We start from the raw sequence: 17,507 nt of genomic DNA, 5'->3' as shown, positions 1-17,507 counted from the left end.
TACTAGGGTGCCGGCTTCGTTTCGGAGCCAAACCGCCATGTCCGCCCATGAATGCACCCGCTTCAAGACCAACCCGCTGAAATATGCCCGCGACGTCTGCATCAACCTCCAGGGGGCGGGCGGCATGGTCACCGCCGGCGGCTTCGATGCGAACAAGGCCTACGCGCCATGCTGGTTCGACCTGGAGCCCTGGTCCTCAAGCCTGTTCGGCGGCGCTTCCCAGGTCGTCCTCAAGCCGACCACCACGATGGGGGCGGGGCTGCTGCAGGGGTACTACGTGCCCTACATCTCCTACCAGTCCGTGGCGTCCACCAACCTCGACCATATCGACATGGTGCTGCTGGATGGCGTGCCAAAGGCGCTGCCCGCCTATACGGTGGTGTTCACCGGCGGGCAGAACGGGTGCAGCCTGCTGATGCTGAAGGGCGGTGGGGCGGACACGGTCAGCTTCGTCCACTACCCGAACTCGGACGGCAAGAAGAAGGGCTACCCGCTGCTCAGCCAGGTGAACAAGACCGCGTCCGACATCCTGCTCGCCATCGACTACGACATGTATGGCGAGGAGGGGAACCCGAACGCCGCGAGCTTCTTCTTCTACGACGGCACCAAATGGGTGGGCGTCACCCAGCCGCAGGTCCAGGGGGCAATCAGCATGAGCCGGATGCGCCCATCCATGTCGATCAACCGCAACAAGCCCCCGCGCTTCATCAGCGCGACCGGCACCGGCATCATCCCGTGACGCCGCGTGGATGACCCGCGCCGGTACGCGCCGGCGACCTTGCGCAACCGCGACCCGATCCTGGCCGCGCTGCGGCGCCTGCTTCCGGCATCGGGCACGGTGCTGGAGATCGCCTCCGGCACCGGCGAGCACGCGGTGTTCTTCGCCGCCCGCCTGCCAAGCGTCGCCTGGCAACCGAGCGACCCGGGTGCCGCCGAGCGCGCCAGCATCGACGCCCATGCCGCCGACGCGGCGCTTCCGAACCTGCGTCCCGCGCTCGCCCTGGACGTGACCGCGCCCGCTTGGGCCATCGCGCGCGCCGATGCCGTCCTGTGCTGCAACATGATCCACATAGCGCCTTGGGCGGCGACCTTGGGGCTGATGGCGGGTGCGGCGCGGGTTCTCGGACCGGGGGCGCCACTGCTGCTCTACGGGCCATTTCGCCAGACCGGCGTGCCGACCGCGCCGAGCAACGAGGATTTCGACGCCAGCCTCCGCGCCCGCGACCCGTCCTGGGGCCTGCGTGACCTCGACGCCGTGACCGCTTCCGCGAAGGGGTTCATGCGCGAGGCCGTCATCCCGATGCCAGCCAACAACCTGATGGTCGCGTTCCGCCGCGCATAAAAAATGGCCGGAACCGAGGGGGCGGTTCCGGCCAAGTTGAACGCCAGCCCCGCGAGGGGGGGAGGGGGCTGGCGAGGGATGCGGTGAGGGAGGAAGCCGCATCCGGGGAGAGACGGATCGTCCGTCATCAACGAGATTGCGCCGCAAAGGTTGCCAGCCGGTTTCCGGAGGCCGGGGATTCCGGCGCTTCCGCGCCGGCGCCAGCGGCGCTATCCCTGCCCCATGGTGGAAACCCCAGGACTGCCCCTTGCCGGGCTGCGCATCGTCGAGCTCGGCCACTACATCGCGGCGCCCTTCGCCACGCGGCTGCTCGCCGATCTCGGCGCCGAGGTCATCAAGGTGGAGCCGCCCGAAGGCGACCCGGTGCGCGGCTGGGGCAGCGCGGTGGATGGCAATGCCGTCTGGTTCAGCGTCCATGGCCGCAACAAGCTCTCCGTCACGCTCGACCTGAAGGCGCCGGCCGACCGGGAGAAACTCGCGACGCTGTGCGCCCGCGCCGACGGCCTGGTCGAGAATTTCCGCCCCGGCTACCTCGAGCGCATCGGGCTGGGGCCCGCGGTGCTGCACGCGGCCAATACACGCCTGGTGATCGCGCGCATCTCCGGCTACGGGCAGGACGGCCCGTATCGCGACAAGCCGGCCTTTGGTGCGATCGGCGAGGCGATGGGCGGGCTGCGCCACCTGACCGCCAACCCCGGCCAGGTGGATTTCCCTCCGCCCCGATGCGGGGTCTCGATCAGCGATGATCTGGCCGGCATGTATGCCGCCCTCGCGCTGGTCTCGGCCTGCTGGGGCATCAAGGGCGACCCGGATGCGCGCGGGCGGATCATCGATGTGGACTTGGTATCTTCGGTGTTTTCGCTCAGCGAAGGGATGCTGCCGGAATACGGGCTGTTCGGCTGGGTGCGGCAGCCGCAGGGCGCGGCCATCAAGACCGCCGCGCCGACCAACACCTACCCCTGCGCGGATGGCAAATGGCTGTGCATCGCGGGCAATTCGGATCTGATCTTCCGCCGGCTGATGACCGCCATCGGCGCGCCGGCCATGGCCGCCGAGCCGCGCTTCGCCACCAACACGCTGCGCTGCGAGAACGTGGCCGAGCTCGACGCCGCCATCGCCGCCTGGACCCGCACGCGGCCGGCCGCCCAGGCCGAAGCCGTGCTGGAAGCCGCCGAGGTCCCCTGCTCGCGCCTTTACGACATCGCCGATTGCGCGGCCGACCCGCATTTCCGCGCCCGCTCACTGGTCATGGAGGTGGAGGACCCGCTGCTCGGCCGCGTGCTGCACCCGGCGGCACCCTTCCGCTTCGACGGCATCCCGCCCGAGGCCATGGTGCGCTGGACCGGCCCCAAGGCCGGAGCGCACAATGCGCAGGTCTTCGGCGACACGCCTTGACCACCACAGGAGCCGCCATGCGCCCGTCCATCACCATCAGCGAAGTGGCCCCCCGTGACGGCCTGCAATCCGTCGGCCCCTTCCTGCCCACCGACGCCAAGATCGCGCTCGTCGCCGCGCTGCACGCGGCCGGGCTGCGGCGGATGGAGATCGGCTCCTTCGTCTCGCCCAAGGCCATCCCGCAGATGGCCGACACGGCCGAGGTGCTCGCCGCCGCCAAGACGCTGGACGGCCTCGAATGCACAACGCTGGTGCCGAATCGGCGTGGGTTCGAGGCGGCGCTCCAGCACCGCCCCCACCGTATCGGGCTGTTCATGTCGGTCACCGAAAGCCACAACCAGGCGAACGTGAACCGCTCCCGCGCCGATAGCTTCGCCGATCTTTCGGCCATCACTCGCGAAGCCCTCGCCGAAGGTTTTGCGGTGCGCTTCAACCTGTCCTGCTGCTTCCACTGCCCCTTCGAGGGCGTGGTGCCGGAGCGCGACACCCTCGAATGGGTCGAACGCGCGATGGCGCTGGATGAGCGCATCGAGATCGCCATCTGCGACACCACCGGCAACGCCGCACCGGACCAAGTGGGACGTGTCTTCGCCCATGCGCTCGCCTCCTGGGGCCAGCGCTTCGCCTTTCACGGGCACGACACCTACGGCATGGGCGTGGCCAACGTCGCCGCTGCCTACGCCGCGGGCTGTCGGGTGTTCGACAGCGCGGCGGGCGGCATCGGCGGCTGTCCCTTCGCACCGGGAGCGACCGGCAATGTCGCGACCGAGGACGTCGCCTGGCTGTTCGCGCGCATGCAGGTGGAAACGGGCATCGCCATGCCGGAACTTCTGCGCGCTGCGGACATGGCGGCCGCCGTCCCGGGTGCGGTGCCGGGCGGGCGGCTGCGCGCGGTGCCGGCCTTGCGCAAGGCAGCGTGAGCTGACGCGCTCTGGCCCAACACTAGCGCGCTGAATGTGTTGCGGGCCACGCGCCCATCACCCCTGCGCCGAAATGGCCCGGCGGATCGATCGTTGATCGACGATCAAAGGACCGCTCAGTTGTCCGTAGGCTCGACGCCGCGTGTGGACGCTGCCGGCGCAGGGATCGCCACGGGTCGACGATCCGACGACGCCCTGTAGATCGCTTCCATGACGACCTGGTCCTGCAGCCCCTCCTCGCCCGGCGTGTGCGGCTGAAGATTGTCACGCACGCATTGGGCGAAATGGTCGATCTCAAGCGCGAATTGATTGCGCGGCCGGATGCGGCGTTCCTCCCGACCTGGTGATTGCTCGACGCGACGTTCCAGAAACAACCTCTGCCCGCGGTATTCGAATGCCTGCGCCAGCTCGATGTTGCCGGCATCACCGAGCAGTCGCAGCGAGCGGTTCTGGAATGCACCGTAGCTCGACAGGCACCTCGCGAGCACGCCGGAGGGGAAGCGCAGCGTGAAGGCGATGCTTTCTTCGACCTCGCGGAACCGGTCGTCCCCGGGCGGACTGAAGCTGCACGCACTCACCTCGATCGGCTCCTCGCCGGTGACGGCGCGGCTGGCGTTGAGGCAGTAGAGACCGATGTCGGGCAGGGCGCCGCCGCCCGCCAGGCGCTTGCTGTATCGCCACTGCGGCCCCGGCCCATTGGCCTGTGTATTGGTCGCCTCGATGAAGCGCAGCCGGCCGATTGCCTGCTCGCGCACCAGCGCAATCGCCGCGCGGTTCACGGGCTCGTATTGACAGCGATACGCCACCATCAGTCGCACGCCCGCGCGCGCGCAGGCACCGATCATGTCGCGGCATTCCTCGGCGCTGTTCGCCATCGGCTTTTCGGTCAGCACATGCTTGCCGATCGCGGCTGCACGCAGGGTGAACTCCCGGTGCATCGCGTTGGGCAGCGCAATGTAGACCGCGCGGACGGTCGCATTGTCGGCCAGCCGCTCGAACTCCTCGTAGCTGTGCACCGCTTCGGGGGGAATTCCGTATTGCGCCGCGACAAGCCTGGCCTTCTCGGGACTGCCACTGACGAGTGCGACGGGGCGCGCATGGAGGCACTCGGCAAGGGCGGGAAGAACCTCTTCGAGCGTGATGCGTCCAAGCGCGACGATGGCAAATCCGATGCGTTCGCTCGGCGACGTGGGGCGGCGCAGCGGCCCGCTCGGAGGTTCCGCGGACGAGCGCCAATTCGGAAAATTGACCGCGTCACCCTCGACGCCGCCGACATCCAGCGGCGACGGCGGTGGGAAACCTGGAACGCCCGCCGCACCCGCTGCCAACGCGGCGCCCGCCAGGCCGCCGACTTTGATCACGTCGCGGCGGGTTGCTTGTCCGGGATCGGGAGTGCGGTAACCGGGGCCTCCCGCGTCATCGGCCATGCCGATGTCGACCGGGATCTTTGGGTTTTCTGCGGCCGCCATGCTCGCCATCCGATGATGTATGGGCGACTAATTCCCCTCCTCGGCGAATGGTTGCTCGGCGTCCGATCGCCAGTGCGCGATCGCACCGCGCGCTGTCCCACCGTCGCAGCGATCTGCCGGCGCGGGTTGAGCGACGAATACGGGTCCTGGGAAATCGGCTGCACCAGGCGCTTGCGCTGATGGCGGGCATCTCGTGGGACATCGGCGAGAGCCTGGCGACGCCGGATAGCGCCGAGGTCATAAGCGCACCGGATGGAGTGAACCGCCACCCGCATTGTTTTCCTTCCTCGTCCCGGCCCAAATGCCGCGCATCAAGGAAGGCTTCCCATGCGCGACCTCACACGCTGCGTCCATCACCCCGCCGTGTCGAAGGCTGGCTATGCAAGCCTGGCCGTGCCGACGCACCGTGCATCGACCATCGTCTTCCCCGATGCGCAGGCCTATGCCGACCGGAAGTATCGCGGCCCTGATGGCTACAGCTATGGCATGCACGGCACGCCCCCGACCCGCACGGCACCAGTGCCACCGCTGAGTTCGGGAGCGGCGGCGCCCCGAAGGATCCTCTCGTCTGGCCCGCATCGGCGCGTCTTGACGCGACGCAGCGCCGCGCGCCCTCCTTTTCTCCCAATCACAGGGAGCCGCCTTCATGGCCGCAGGTAATTCAGACGGGCGGATGCGGCTCGGCGTCTTCGTCCAGGCCGCGGGGCACCACGTCGCCGGCTGGCGCCACCCCGACGCCATCCCGGGCGGGCCCGACCTCGCGCTCATGCGTCACATAGCGACCACCGCCGAGCGCGGGAAGTTCGACCTGTTCTTCCTCGCCGACAACTTCACCACGGGCTATGCCGAACACCCCTCCTCGATCGGCAAGTTCGAGCCGCTGACGCTGCTCTCGGTGCTGTCGGCCCACACCACACATCTGGGCCTCGCCGCCACGGCTTCGACGACCTATGCCGAGCCGTACCACACCGCCCGCGCCTTCGCCTCGCTGGACCATCTTTCCGCGGGGCGCGCCGCGTGGAACGTGGTGACGACCTCCTACCCGAAGAACGGCGCCGTCTTCGGCAAGCAGCACCCGCCGCACGCCGAGCGCTACGCCATGGCCGCCGAGTTCGTCGAGGCGTGCAAGCTGCTGTGGGATTCCTGGGATGACGGCGCCTTCGTGATGGACAAGGCGGCCGGCACCTTCGTCCGCCCCGGCACGCTGCACGTGCCGGAGTTCGAAGGGACGTATTTCACGGTGCGCGGCGGGCTGAACCTGCCGCGTTGCCCGCAGGGCCAGCCGGTGATCATCCAGGCCGGCAGCTCGGCGCCTGGCCAGGCGCTCGCCGCGAAGACCGCCGACGTCGTCTTCACCGCGCAGAACAGTTTTGACGATGCGCGGGAGTTCCACCGAGGCCTGAAGGCACAACTCGCGCAGCATGGCCGTGGCGAGGATGCGCTGAAGATCATGCCCGGCCTCATGCCGATCATCGGCCGCGACGAGGCCGAAGCCAGGGCGCTGTTCGACGAGCTCAACCGCAACCTGGACATGAAACAGGCCAACACCGTGCTGTCCGACCGGCTGGGCACGGACATGTCGGGCTACGACCTCGATGGGCCGGTCCCCGTGCTGCCGGAGAGCGACCACCTGAAGAGCCGCTCCGCCCTTCTGCTGGCGACCGCGCGGCGCGAGGGGCTGACGCTGCGCGAGCTGTGCTACCGCGTCGCCGCCGCGCGCGGCCACCTGATGGTGGTGGGCTCCCCCACGCAGGTGGCGGACACGATGGAGACCTGGTTCCGCGAGGGCGCGGCCGACGGCTTCAACCTCATGCCGCCCTTCTTCCCGGGCCAGTTCGACGCCTTTGTGGACCAGGTGGTCCCGATCCTGCAGGCACGCGGCCTGTTCCGGCGTGAGTACGAGGGGACGATGCTGCGCGACAATCTCGGTCTTGCGCGGCCTTCGAGCCGCTACGCCACGGCGATGCAGGGCGCGGCGGGGTAGCACGCGCGTCCGTGGGCTCTGGCGCTAGAGCATCGGTGTCGAGCCCGAACGCGATGTCGACACAATGATTGCAAGATCGAGTGAAACCATCGTCCTGAATCTCGCGTTTTTCTGATGGCCGGAGATCATTGCAGGCCGAAAGGAAACCCAGATGAACAAAACCCTTCGCCTGTTGGCACCCCTTGCTTTCGCGAGCCTCGGGCTTGTGACTGCCTGCGCAAGCCCGCAAAACGATCCTCCCGGCACTGCGGCCGGGCGCGCGGTCGACCGCGTCGCCGGCACCAATACCTCGGGCGCCTATCCCGCGCAGTCCGACGGCATGCCGGGCAACCCCCCTGGAACCGCCGTTGAGCGGGCTGCCGACCGTGTCGCGGGAACCAACACATCCGGCGCATATCCCCGTCAGGGTGCCCGGCCAACCCGCAATCTGCCGGGCACTGCCGCGCAGCGTGCCTATGATCGCCGGATGGGGACCAATACGTCGGGTGCCTACCCGCGCAACACGCGCGTCGTTTCGAGAAGCGGTACGCCGGCCTCGCAGGATCCCGCGTCGGGCTTCTCGCCGGCGCCTGGTCGCAATCCGTCGCCACAGTCTGAATCCGGCAGCGGGAACTCGTTGGTGCAGCCCGGCCAGACCGTGGCGCCGAACCGGTAAGCGCTTACTTGCGGCGGGGTCCGATCGCGGAACCCGTGCGCTTCGGTTTGGCTCGGTATAGAGCCAGACCGAAGCAGAAAGCGCGGCGCGTCAACGCGATCGAGAAGCAGCGGTCGTCGACGTAACGCCCCGGCTGAATTGCTGATCAGCCGTCCGGCCAAGGCTACGCCGACCTGGCGCGTGTAGGCCCGGCGCATCGCGCCGGGCTCCGCCTCGCTGCGCCCTCTCCTCCGATCCGGTACTTAGGATCGATCATCGTCAAATTGTCTCGGCGATCCGCTGGCACTATGTCGCCGCCACGAAGCCATCGTTACCCTGGACAGTCGCCCGGCGGTGTCCCAGGCCTTGCCGCGCACCAGAACCTATGTTGCCGTATAGAGCCGTTATAGATACTGCGGTTTCACCCACCTTGTGTCTCCTGGTGCAGCGAGCCTCAAACCGCCGACGATGCTGATTGTCCCCGAAACCGTTTCGCCTCCCGATCCACGTCCGGGTATTTCGCGGGAGTGCGACGTGCGGGCTGGCCAGGCCAATCCGATGAGGCCAGCGCGCCTGCCGATCTCGATCCGCCTGGTACTGCCCGCAGCACTCCTGCTGCCCATCCTGATGACGGCCGCCGCGGGCTGGTTGTCCTGGCGCCAGGCTTGGCGCGAGGTGGAGCTGGAAACCACTCAGGCCGCGGAGACCACCGCCGAATATGCGCGGCGGGTGTTCGATGGATTGATGCTGCGCATCGAACGTGCAGGCGACGTGCTGGCCGGGCTCAGCGACGAGCAGATCAGGGCCGAAGAACCGCGGCTGCATGAGATGCTCCGGCGCGCCGCGATCGCGGGTCCGCTGGAGGATGGCCAACGCGAGCCTTTCATCTTCGTCTTCGACCGCGATGCCCATCCGCTCGTGTCGGGCAACCAGATGCCTGTGCCGCGTGATCAATCCTTTACGCAGCGCGAGTTCAATCAAGCGCTGCGGGATCCGGCGTCGCCATCCCTGCATGTCAGCCAGGTCTATGTGGGCCGTGGCACCGGCGAGGCCTTCTTTGCCATTTCGCGCCGGCGCGAACGCACCGGCAATGGCCTGCCCCCGAGCGCCTATGATGGCGTGATCAACGCGTCCATCTATGTGAGCGAGGCGGAGGCCGCCCTGCGTCGCCTGGCGCCGACACGGCAGGGCACCGTGCTCAGCCTGGTACGCGTGGACGGCGCGGTACTGGCAAGGTCGCTCCCTGTGCTGCCTGGGGCTCGGCTGGGCGAGGACAGCCCCCTGCTTGCGGCCATGCGACGCGAACAGCCATCGGCGCCCTTGGTTGCGCGGTCTACTCTGGATGGTGAGGAGCGCTTCGCGGCCTACCAGCGTGTCGCGGGCTATCCGGTCTACGCCTCCGCGGCTCGGCCGAGCGCCGCCATCGTTCAGCGATGGATGACGGTGATGCTGCCTCTGTCGGTGACCGGAGGCGTGGCCACGCTGGTCATGCTGGGGCTTGCGCTGATGGTCCGCCACCGTCAGCGCGACCTGGCAGCGGCCAACGCGTTGCTCGAGAACCGCGTGGCGGAGCGAACGGGGGAACTGGCGGAAAGCGCGGCGCGATTGCGCCGGGTGCAACAGATCGGGCGGGTCGGCGGGTTCGAGATCGATCTGCGAAGTGGCGAGAACTTCCGATCGCCTGAATACATGGACGTTCAGGGTGTCGGCGCCGTGGCCCGCACGGAGCAGCATGGCGACTGGGTCGCGCGCCTGCATCCGGAAGACCGCGTGCGCGCCGAACGCCGCTTTCTCGAAGCCATCGCCGAAGATGCGGCCGACATGACCTACGAGCAGGAATACAGGGTCGTCACGCCGACGGGAGAGACACGCTGGATCGCCGCGCGTGCCGAGATCGAGCGGGACCCCGCCGGGCGCCCCCTGCGCATGGTGGGTGCCCATGTCGACGTCACCGCCTTGAAGGCGGTGGAAGCGGCCCTGATGGCGGGTGAGGCGCGGCTGCGTGCCGCCTTGCAAGGCGCACGTCTGGGCACCTGGGAACGGCACCTGCCGACGGCGAGCGGGCATTGGGACGCGCGTGCCGCGGAGATCTACGGCGGGCTGACGCCGGATCGCTGCTCGCCCGACCTCGCCGAGTGGCGCGAGCGTGTCCATCCCGACGACCGTGTTGCCCGGACCACGGCCGTCGAAGGCGCCATCGCGGCCGGCGGGCCCGACAGCTACGACGCGGAGTTCCGCTTCCTCCGCGACGATGGCGGTTGGAATCGGATCTCCGTGCACGGCACGGTGGTCGAGCGCGACCCGGTCACTGAGCAGGGCCTGCGCCTCGCCGGCGTGGTGCAGGATTTAACCGCGCGCCACGCCGCCGACACGGCGCTGTGGGCCAGTGAAGAACGCCTGCGCCTGGCGCAGGATGCCGGTGGCGTCGGCTCCTGGGAATGGACCATCGACACCGGCGAGCTTTACTGGTCCGAGAGCTGCCACCGACTGCACGGAACCGATCCGGCCATCGCGCCCAGCCTCGAGTCCTGGCGCAGCGGCATCCATCCGGACGACCTGGCGGGATTGAACGCGACGATCGAGGCAACGCTCGGCAGCCAGGCGACGGATTGGGCCACGGAGTTCCGCTTCACGCGTCAGTCCGACGGCGCGGTGCGCTGGATCCGCGGACGCGGCACCGTCGAGCGGGAGCCGGTGTCGGGACGGGCGCTCCGATTCCGCGGCATCGCCTTGGACGTGACGTCGCAGAAGGCGGCCGAAGAGTTGCAGAACCTGCTAATCCAAGAAATCGATCATCGGGCGAAAAACGTACTTGCTGTCGTGAAGGCGGCTCTGCGGCTGACACCCAGCACCGACATGGCGGGCTATGTGCAGGCGATCGAGGGTCGGGTTGAGGCTCTGGCACGGGCCCATACGCTGCTCGCCGAAGGCCGCTGGACCGGGGCTGACCTGCTGACGCTGACACGCGGTGAATTGGCGCCGTTCATGGTGCCGGTTGGCGACGTGGCGGTGCCGACGATCGTCATCGATGGCCCCGCCGTAAAGGTCTCCTCCGCTGCGGCGCAGGGGCTGTCGATGGCGCTGCACGAGCTGGCGACGAACGCGACGAAGCACGGGGCACTTTCGGTTCCGGGCGGCCGCCTGACTGTCGGATGGTCGGTCGACCATGGCGCCGGCCTGCTGCTGCTGCGGTGGGAGGAGCGTTGCGGGCCACCGGTCGCGCCGCCGTTGCGGAGTGGGTTCGGAACGCGCGTGCTTGAAGGGACCATCAAGCACCAACTGGGCGGCAACGTTCACTGCCATTGGGAGAAGGCCGGCCTGGTGTGCGAGTTGGTGGTCCCGCTCAAGGGCGCCGTCGAGTTGGAGTTTGGGAGCTAAGGGAGAAACTGCGGCTTTGTTGATGGGGAAGCAGCCGCGGTCATCACGCGGTAAACCGTCGAAATGAGGGAACTGGCGGACCCGAAAGGATTCGAACCTTCGACCTCTGCCTTCGGAGGGCAGCGCTCTATCCAGCTGAGCTACGGGTCCACGCCAGTGCTTCAGTAGCGGAACCCCCGGCGCCTTGGAAGGCCTCGTGCCACCCCTTGTGCCCAGTCCCTAGGTGATCCTAATCCCGGCACTGCGGATCACCCGCGTCCATTTCACCGTCTCCCGCGCGATGAGCAGGGCGAAGTCCTCGGGCGACCCGGCGAGGATCGTCGCACCCAGATCCTCGAGCCTCGCCCGCAGCCGGGGATCCGCGAACCCGGCGTTGATCGTCGCGTTGATCGTCGCGTTGATCGTGGCGATGATCTCAGCGGGCGTGTCCCTCGGCGCGCCGATGTCCGCGACGGCGAAGGCCTCGACGCCAGGCAGACCGGCACTGAGTGCCGGCAGTTCCGGCAGGCTTTCCGATGCGGCGGCGGTGGTGACCGCAAGCGCGCGCGCAGTGCCCGACCGGATCTGCTCGATCGACGCCGGGATGTTCTCGAAGGCGCCCTGGATGCGCCCGGCAATCAGGTCCGTGAACATGGGCGCCGAGCCGCGATAGGGCACGCTGACAAAACTCGATGCCGGCGGCCTGGCGGAGCAGTTCGGCGGCCAGGTGCGCGACCGAGCCTGTGCCGGAATTGCCGATGCTGAGACGAACCGGATTTCCCGGGCATAGGCGATGAATTCCGCAACGCTGTGCACCGGCATCGTGGGATTGACCTGCAGCACCAGCGGCTTGCGTCGTTAGGCTCGCGACAGGAGCGATGTCGCAGATGAAATCATAGCGGTGAGCCGCGAACGCCGCGTTCTCATTGACGCGGCGATCCGCCTCAGGCGTGACCCGAGAGTGTCAGTCCCGTCCGCGTCTCGCCCGGCCCGCAGAGGTCCGCGACCGCCACCGCCACATCCGCCGGCTGCGCCAGGCTCTCCGGCGGGATGCCCGGGAAGGCGAGAGCGTGCAGCTTGGTCGCCGTCGGCGGCGGTGCGAACAGGTTCACGCGCAGCCGCGTCCCGGTGGTCTCGGCGGCCCAGCTGAGCACCAGGTGGTCCAGTCCGGCCTTCGCCGCGCCGTACATGCCCCAATAGGCAGTGGGGGTTCGCGCCCGCGCATCGGTTAGGAACACCGCGCGCCCTGCATCCGAGGCGCGCAGCGGCGGGTCGCAGCTGCGGATCAGCCGCCAGGCCGCCGATAGCGTCACGCCGAGCACCTGGTTCCAATCCCCCGGCTCGATATGCGCGACCGGCGTCAGCCGGTTGATGGCACCCGCCGCGTGCACGACGATATCGAGGCGTCCGAACCGCTCATACAGCGAAGGCCCGATCGCATCGATCTGGTCCTGCTGTTTGACCAGGTCGAGCGGCAGCAGCGTCGCGGTGCCGCCCGTCGCGCGGATTGCGTCATCCGTCTCCTCCAGCCCGCCCTGGGTGCGCGCCGTCAGCACCAGATGCGCGCCACGCCGCGCAAGCTCGATTGCGACCGCCGCGCCGATGCCCCGCGAAGCGCCGGTGACCAGCGCGACGCGGCCAGCCAGCAAGGTCATTGGGCCGCGGGCTGGAGAAGTGAGAGCTGCTTCTCCTCATTGGCCTGCCAGTCGGTCAGCGGGATCGCGTACTCGCCGGTGAAGCAGGCATCGCAATAGGCGGGCTTCTTCGGATCGCGCCCTTCCTTGCCGAGCGCCCGGTACAGCCCGTCGAGCGAGATGAAGGCCAGGCTATCCACACCAATGATGCGCGCCATCTCGGCCACGTCGTGCTGTGCGGCCATCAGCTGCGAGCGCTCCGGCGTGTCGATGCCGTAGTAGCAGCTGTGCGTCGTGGGCGGCGAGGAGATGCGCATATGCACCTCCGTCGCCCCCGCCTGGCGCACCATCTCCACGATCTTGCGCGAGGTGGTGCCGCGCACGATCGAATCATCGACCAGGATCACCCGCTTGCCGGCCAGGATCGGGCGATTCGCACTGTGCTTCAGCTTCACGCCAAGGTTGCGGATCTGGTCGGTCGGCTCGATGAAGGTGCGGCCGACATAATGGTTGCGGATGATGCCGAGCTCGAATGGAATGCCCGCCTCGCTTGCATAGCCCATCGCCGCCGGCACGCCGCTGTCGGGCACAGGCACGACGACATCCGCCTCGACATGGCTCTCGCGCGCCAGCTCGGCGCCGATGCTCTTGCGCGTGGCATAGACGGGCGTGCCCTCGGTCACGGAATCGGGGCGGGCAAAATAGATATACTCGAAGATGCAGAAGCGGCTGGCGACCTTGCCGAAGGGCTTTGTGGAATGCAGGCCCGTGTCGTCGATGACGACAATCTCGCCCGGCTCGATGTCGCGCTGGAAATCGGCGCCGACGATGTCGAGCGCGCAGGTCTCGGACGCAAGCACGTAGCCGCCGCCCATCTTCGCGGGCAGGCGGCCGAGGACCAGCGGGCGGACGCCCAGCGGATCGCGCGCGCCGATCAGTGCGCCGTTGTGTAGGGCCACCAGCGAATAGGCGCCCTGCACCTGCTTCAGCGCGTCGATCAATCTGTCCAGCACCGTGGTGTAGAGGCTGATTGCGATGAGGTGGACGAAGACCTCGCTGTCGGTCGTGCTCTGGAACAGGCAGCCGCGGCGGACCAGCGCGCGCTTGAGCACGAAGGCGTTGGTGAGGTTGCCGTTATGTGCGACTGCAAAGCCGCCGAACTCGAAATCGGCATACAGCGGCTGGACGTTGCGCAGCGCCGTCTCGCCGGTCGTGGCGTACCGGTTGTGGCCGATCGAGGCGCGCCCCGGCAGCCCCGCCATCACCTTCGCGTCGCCAAAGTTCTCGCCGACCAGGCCCAGGCCCTTATGCGCGTGGAAGATGCCTTTCTCGTCCAGACTGACGATGCCTGCGGCCTCCTGACCGCGATGCTGCAACGCGTGCAGCCCGAGCGCGGTCAGCGCCGAGGCGTCGGTGGTGTTCCAGACGCCGAAGACCCCGCATTCCTCGTGCGGCTTGTCGTCGTCATGGAGCAGCGGATCGGCATTGGGCATCATGGCGAGGCGGTCCTCACTGGCGGGGGCGCGCGGGGGGGCGCAGCAAATCCTCGACCCTCGGTGTCGGCGGGCCGGCGAGCTCCGGCAGGGAGGGGCGATAGGCCGGTGGCGTAAGTGCCGCGAGCCGTGCGGCCGCGTCAGCGACGTAAGGCAGGGCACGTGCCTCCCGCACCGGGGTTGGCCAACGCTCCGGGGCGGGGAGCGCCAGCGTTCCCACGATATAGGCAAGAACGATGACGAAAGCACCCCGGACGATGCCGAAGACCAGTCCCAGCACGCGGTCCAGACCCGACAAAATCGAGGCCTGCACCAGCCCGGCGATCCAGGAGATGACGATCTTGAGGATGATCAGCACCGCGAGGAAAATGCCGCCCGCCGCGATCGCGTCGACCAGATAGGGCTGCTCGACATAGGGCTGGATCAGCGGGCGGACGTGCGGCAGGCCGATCAGCGCCATGACCGCGGCGCCGATCCAGGCCCCGACACCAAGCGCCTCCCGCACCAGGCCACGAAAAAACGCATGCAGCGCCGAGATAAGGATCACGGCGAGGAGGATGGCATCAACCCAGGTCATGGGCCGGGGGTATAGACGGGGCGCGGGGCGGCGTCACTCTGGCGCCGGCGCTTTCCGTTTCTTGACGCTGGCCTCGGCGAACTTCGCGACGAGGTCGGCAAGGTGGCCGATCTCCTCAAGCGCCAGGCCCTCCGGCGCGGCGTTGGTGCGGCCTGGCCGCGCGGTGCGCTTGGGCAGCGTCGCCTGCCCAAACCCCAGCTTCTGCGCCTCCCGCAGCCGCTGGTCCGGCTGGCTCACCTGCCGGATTTCGCCGGATAGGCCGATCTCCCCGAAATAGACGCGGTCGGGGTCGGTCGGGCGGTCGGTCGCGGCGGAGGCCAGCGCCGCCGCGACGGCCAGATCCGCCGCCGGTTCCTGGATGCGCAGCCCGCCGGCGACGTTCAGGTACACGTCGTTCTGTCCAAGGCTCATCCCGCAGCGCGATTCGAGCACCGCCAGCAGCATCGACAGCCGCCCGGAATCCCACCCCACCACCTGCCGCCGCGGCGACCCGCCCGAAGACGGCGAGAGCAGCGCCTGAACCTCCACCAGCACCGGCCGTGTGCCCTCGATGCCCGCAAACACCGCGCTGCCGGAGACATTGCCGCGCCGCTCCGCCAGGAACAGCGCCGAAGGGTTCGCGACCTCCACCAGGCCCGCATCGGTCATCTCGAAGACGCCGATCTCGTCGGTGGCGCCGAAGCGGTTCTTGGTGGCGCGCAGAATGCGGAACTGATGCCCGCGATCGCCTTCGAAATACAGCGTGGCATCCACCATGTGCTCCAGCACGCGCGGCCCCGCCAGCGTGCCCTCCTTCGTCACATGCCCCACCAGAATCACCGCAAACCCCCGTGCCTTCGCCAGCCGCACAAGCTCCGCCGCGCAAGCGCGCACCTGCGCCACCGTGCCCGGCGCGGAATCGAGGCTGTCCAGCCACACCGTCTGGATCGAATCGATCACCACCAGCGCCGCATCCGGCTCGCGCTCGAGGCTAGCCACGATGTCGCGCAACGCTGTCGCCGAGGCCAAGGCCATCGGACTCTCCGAAAGCCCCAGCCGCGCCGCGCGCAGCCGCACCTGCTCCACCGCCTCCTCGCCGCTGATGTACAGCGCCCGATGTCCCGCCGCCGCAATGCGCGCCGCCGCCTGCAACAGGATGGTGGACTTCCCGATCCCCGGATCGCCGCCCACCAACACCGCACTCGCCGCCACCAGACCCCCGCCCAGCACACGGTCCAACTCCGCAATGCCCGTGAAAATCCGCGCCGGCGGGTCCGACGTGCCCTTCAAGCCGACAAACTCCAGCCGACGCCCCACCCCCGCCTTGGACGCCGGCCCCGGCCCGCGCGGCGTCGCCGCCTCCTCGATCAAGGTGTTCCAGGCACCACAGGCATCACAGCGGCCCTGCCACTTCGGGGCCACCGCTCCACACGCCTGACAAACAAAGGACGACTTCGCCATGATGACGCGCTTACCCGGTCCGGAAGGCGGCGTGAAGGAAGGCCAGGGGCTCTGCCCCTGGACCCCGCGAGGATCGTGTCGATCCTCGACCTCCATGTTTGGTTCTTGATTTTAGGAGGGATGGTCTGGGGTCTTGTCCGGTATGCCTGTCATCGGGAGAGGGTGGCCGGAGGTGAGTTCCCAGCCGGCACACGCATGCCGGCCACCCTCTCCCGATGACAGGCCCTGCTAAAAGTCCAGAGCCCACCTCCCAGAACCAGTACCAACAAAGGGGGGTCAAGGGGCCACAGGCTCCTTGCGGGGGTCGAGGGGGCGGAGCCGCCCGCCTTGCTTTCTACGCTGCCTGCTGGGCCAGGGTGGGCGCGTCGTCTTCGATGGTGACGCGGCGCATGTCGCGGGCGTGGGCCTGGTCGTCGAAGGGTCGCGCCCGGTGCATGGTGGTGCGGTTGTCCCACATGACCAGCTCGTGTTGGGTCCAGCTGTGGCGGTAGACGAATTCGCGTTGGGTGGCGTGTTCGATGAGGTCGCGCAGCAGGGCGCGGGCTTCGGGGATGGGCATGCCGTCGATCGCGCCGGCGTGGGAGGAGAGATAGAGCGAGACGCGTCCGTTGGCGTGTCGACGGACCAGGCGTTGCGGGACGGGGGCGAATTTGACGCGTTCTTCGTCGGTGTAGTCGGTGAAGCCGAGGTTGCCGCGCGAGTAGATGAGGGAGTGGTGGGTGATCATCGGCTTGAGGCGCGTCTGCATTTTCGTGGGCAGGGCGTCCCAGGCGGACCGCATGTCGGCGAATTCGGTTTCTCCGCCTTCGGGCGGGATCACGCGGGCGTGGAGCATCGAGTATTTGGCGGGGGTGGCCTTAAAACTGCTGTCGGAGTGCCAGAGGCGGTTGCCGAGGTTGAACATGCGGCGCCGGTCATCGGCGGCGAGCAGCTTGCCGTCGGTGTCGATGTTCGAGATATCGTTCATGGAATCATGCTTGAGGCGGTGGCGGTGCGCGTCCACGACGCCGCGGGTGGCCTCGATGGTGCCGAGTGCGCGGCCGAATTCCATCTGCTGGTCGTCGTCGATGTCTTGGCCGGGAATGACGAGGACCGCGTATTTTTCCATTGCCGCGTGGACTTCGGAGGCCTCGCCGGCGGTGAGTGGGCGGGTGAGGTCGAGGCCTTCGGCGCGGGCCGCGAATAGCGGGTGCAGCGGCGTGAGGGTAAGGGGCATGGTTGTTTTCCTCCTTGGAAGGAGGGTGCGACCGCCCGCGCGGCGT

The 17,507-nt window shown here is 68.3% G+C and carries 14 protein-coding genes and 1 tRNA gene; 7 read left to right on the top strand and 8 right to left on the bottom strand.

The window, feature by feature from the left end:
* Window positions 1-37: 37 nt before the first annotated feature.
* From GXW79_RS09010 to GXW79_RS08995, 4 genes are all read left to right on the top strand, one after another.
* The gene (locus tag GXW79_RS09010; RefSeq protein WP_211874047.1) at window positions 38-739 is read left to right on the top strand and encodes a hypothetical protein; all 702 of its coding nucleotides are present in this window, start codon (window positions 38-40) and stop codon (window positions 737-739) included.
* Between the two features lie 6 nt (window positions 740-745).
* A complete protein-coding gene (locus GXW79_RS09005) occupies window positions 746-1,342 on the top strand; it encodes a DUF938 domain-containing protein (RefSeq protein ID WP_211874046.1) in 597 nt (198 codons plus the stop codon).
* A 222-nt stretch (window positions 1,343-1,564) separates the two neighbouring features.
* Entirely contained in the window at window positions 1,565-2,737 is a 1,173-nt protein-coding gene (locus GXW79_RS09000) for a CaiB/BaiF CoA transferase family protein (protein WP_211874045.1), read from the top strand.
* A 17-nt stretch (window positions 2,738-2,754) separates the two neighbouring features.
* Window positions 2,755-3,657 (top strand): hydroxymethylglutaryl-CoA lyase, encoded by a 903-nt coding sequence (locus GXW79_RS08995; protein ID WP_211874044.1) that lies wholly within the window; start codon window positions 2,755-2,757, stop codon window positions 3,655-3,657.
* A gap of 116 nt (window positions 3,658-3,773) precedes the next feature.
* Here the strand turns inward: GXW79_RS08995 and GXW79_RS08990 are convergent, their stop codons facing one another.
* A complete protein-coding gene (locus GXW79_RS08990; protein ID WP_246503838.1) occupies window positions 3,774-5,126 on the bottom strand; it encodes a Gfo/Idh/MocA family protein in 1,353 nt (450 codons plus the stop codon).
* A 646-nt stretch (window positions 5,127-5,772) separates the two neighbouring features.
* On the opposite strand from GXW79_RS08990, the gene GXW79_RS08985 reads away from it, so the two are divergent.
* From GXW79_RS08985 to GXW79_RS08975, 3 genes are all read left to right on the top strand, one after another.
* Window positions 5,773-7,110: an LLM class flavin-dependent oxidoreductase gene (locus tag GXW79_RS08985; RefSeq protein WP_211874043.1), complete on the top strand. Its 1,338-nt coding sequence runs from the start codon at window positions 5,773-5,775 to the stop codon at window positions 7,108-7,110.
* A 151-nt stretch (window positions 7,111-7,261) separates the two neighbouring features.
* Entirely contained in the window at window positions 7,262-7,765 is a 504-nt protein-coding gene (locus GXW79_RS08980) for a hypothetical protein (protein WP_211874042.1), read from the top strand.
* 447 nt (window positions 7,766-8,212) lie between these two features.
* Complete coding sequence (locus tag GXW79_RS08975) at window positions 8,213-11,122, top strand: PAS domain-containing protein (RefSeq protein WP_211874041.1); 2,910 nt, start codon at window positions 8,213-8,215, stop codon at window positions 11,120-11,122.
* 73 nt (window positions 11,123-11,195) lie between these two features.
* Here GXW79_RS08975 and GXW79_RS08970 read toward each other — a convergent pair.
* From GXW79_RS08970 to GXW79_RS08940, 7 genes are all read right to left on the bottom strand, one after another.
* Window positions 11,196-11,272, bottom strand: a tRNA-Arg gene (locus GXW79_RS08970).
* 69 nt (window positions 11,273-11,341) lie between these two features.
* On the bottom strand, window positions 11,342-11,944 hold the full coding sequence (locus tag GXW79_RS08965) for a Bug family tripartite tricarboxylate transporter substrate binding protein (protein WP_211874040.1): 603 nt from the start codon (window positions 11,942-11,944) through the stop codon (window positions 11,342-11,344).
* Window positions 11,945-12,045: 101 nt separating this feature from the next.
* Window positions 12,046-12,756 (bottom strand): SDR family NAD(P)-dependent oxidoreductase, encoded by a 711-nt coding sequence (locus tag GXW79_RS08960; protein WP_211874039.1) that lies wholly within the window; start codon window positions 12,754-12,756, stop codon window positions 12,046-12,048.
* Window positions 12,753-14,231 carry an amidophosphoribosyltransferase gene (gene purF, locus GXW79_RS08955; protein WP_211874038.1) on the bottom strand — a complete coding sequence of 493 codons (1,479 nt, stop codon included), beginning with the start codon at window positions 14,229-14,231 and terminating at the stop codon, window positions 12,753-12,755. The genes GXW79_RS08960 and purF overlap by 4 nt, the downstream gene beginning before the upstream one ends.
* A 13-nt stretch (window positions 14,232-14,244) precedes the next feature.
* Complete coding sequence (locus GXW79_RS08950; RefSeq protein ID WP_211874037.1) at window positions 14,245-14,805, bottom strand: CvpA family protein; 561 nt, start codon at window positions 14,803-14,805, stop codon at window positions 14,245-14,247.
* A 33-nt stretch (window positions 14,806-14,838) separates the two neighbouring features.
* Window positions 14,839-16,245, bottom strand: coding sequence for a DNA repair protein RadA (radA, locus tag GXW79_RS08945; RefSeq protein ID WP_211874036.1), 1,407 nt, complete (start codon window positions 16,243-16,245; stop codon window positions 14,839-14,841).
* 334 nt (window positions 16,246-16,579) lie between these two features.
* Complete coding sequence (locus tag GXW79_RS08940; RefSeq protein ID WP_211874035.1) at window positions 16,580-17,461, bottom strand: TauD/TfdA dioxygenase family protein; 882 nt, start codon at window positions 17,459-17,461, stop codon at window positions 16,580-16,582.
* Window positions 17,462-17,507 lie beyond the last annotated feature (46 nt).

The sequence above is a fragment of the Plastoroseomonas arctica genome (genome assembly GCF_018128965.1).
Classification (GTDB): domain Bacteria; phylum Pseudomonadota; class Alphaproteobacteria; order Acetobacterales; family Acetobacteraceae; genus Plastoroseomonas; species Plastoroseomonas arctica.
The sequence above is the reverse complement of the archived record's forward strand: the minus strand, read 5'-3'. Positions and strand labels throughout refer to the sequence as shown.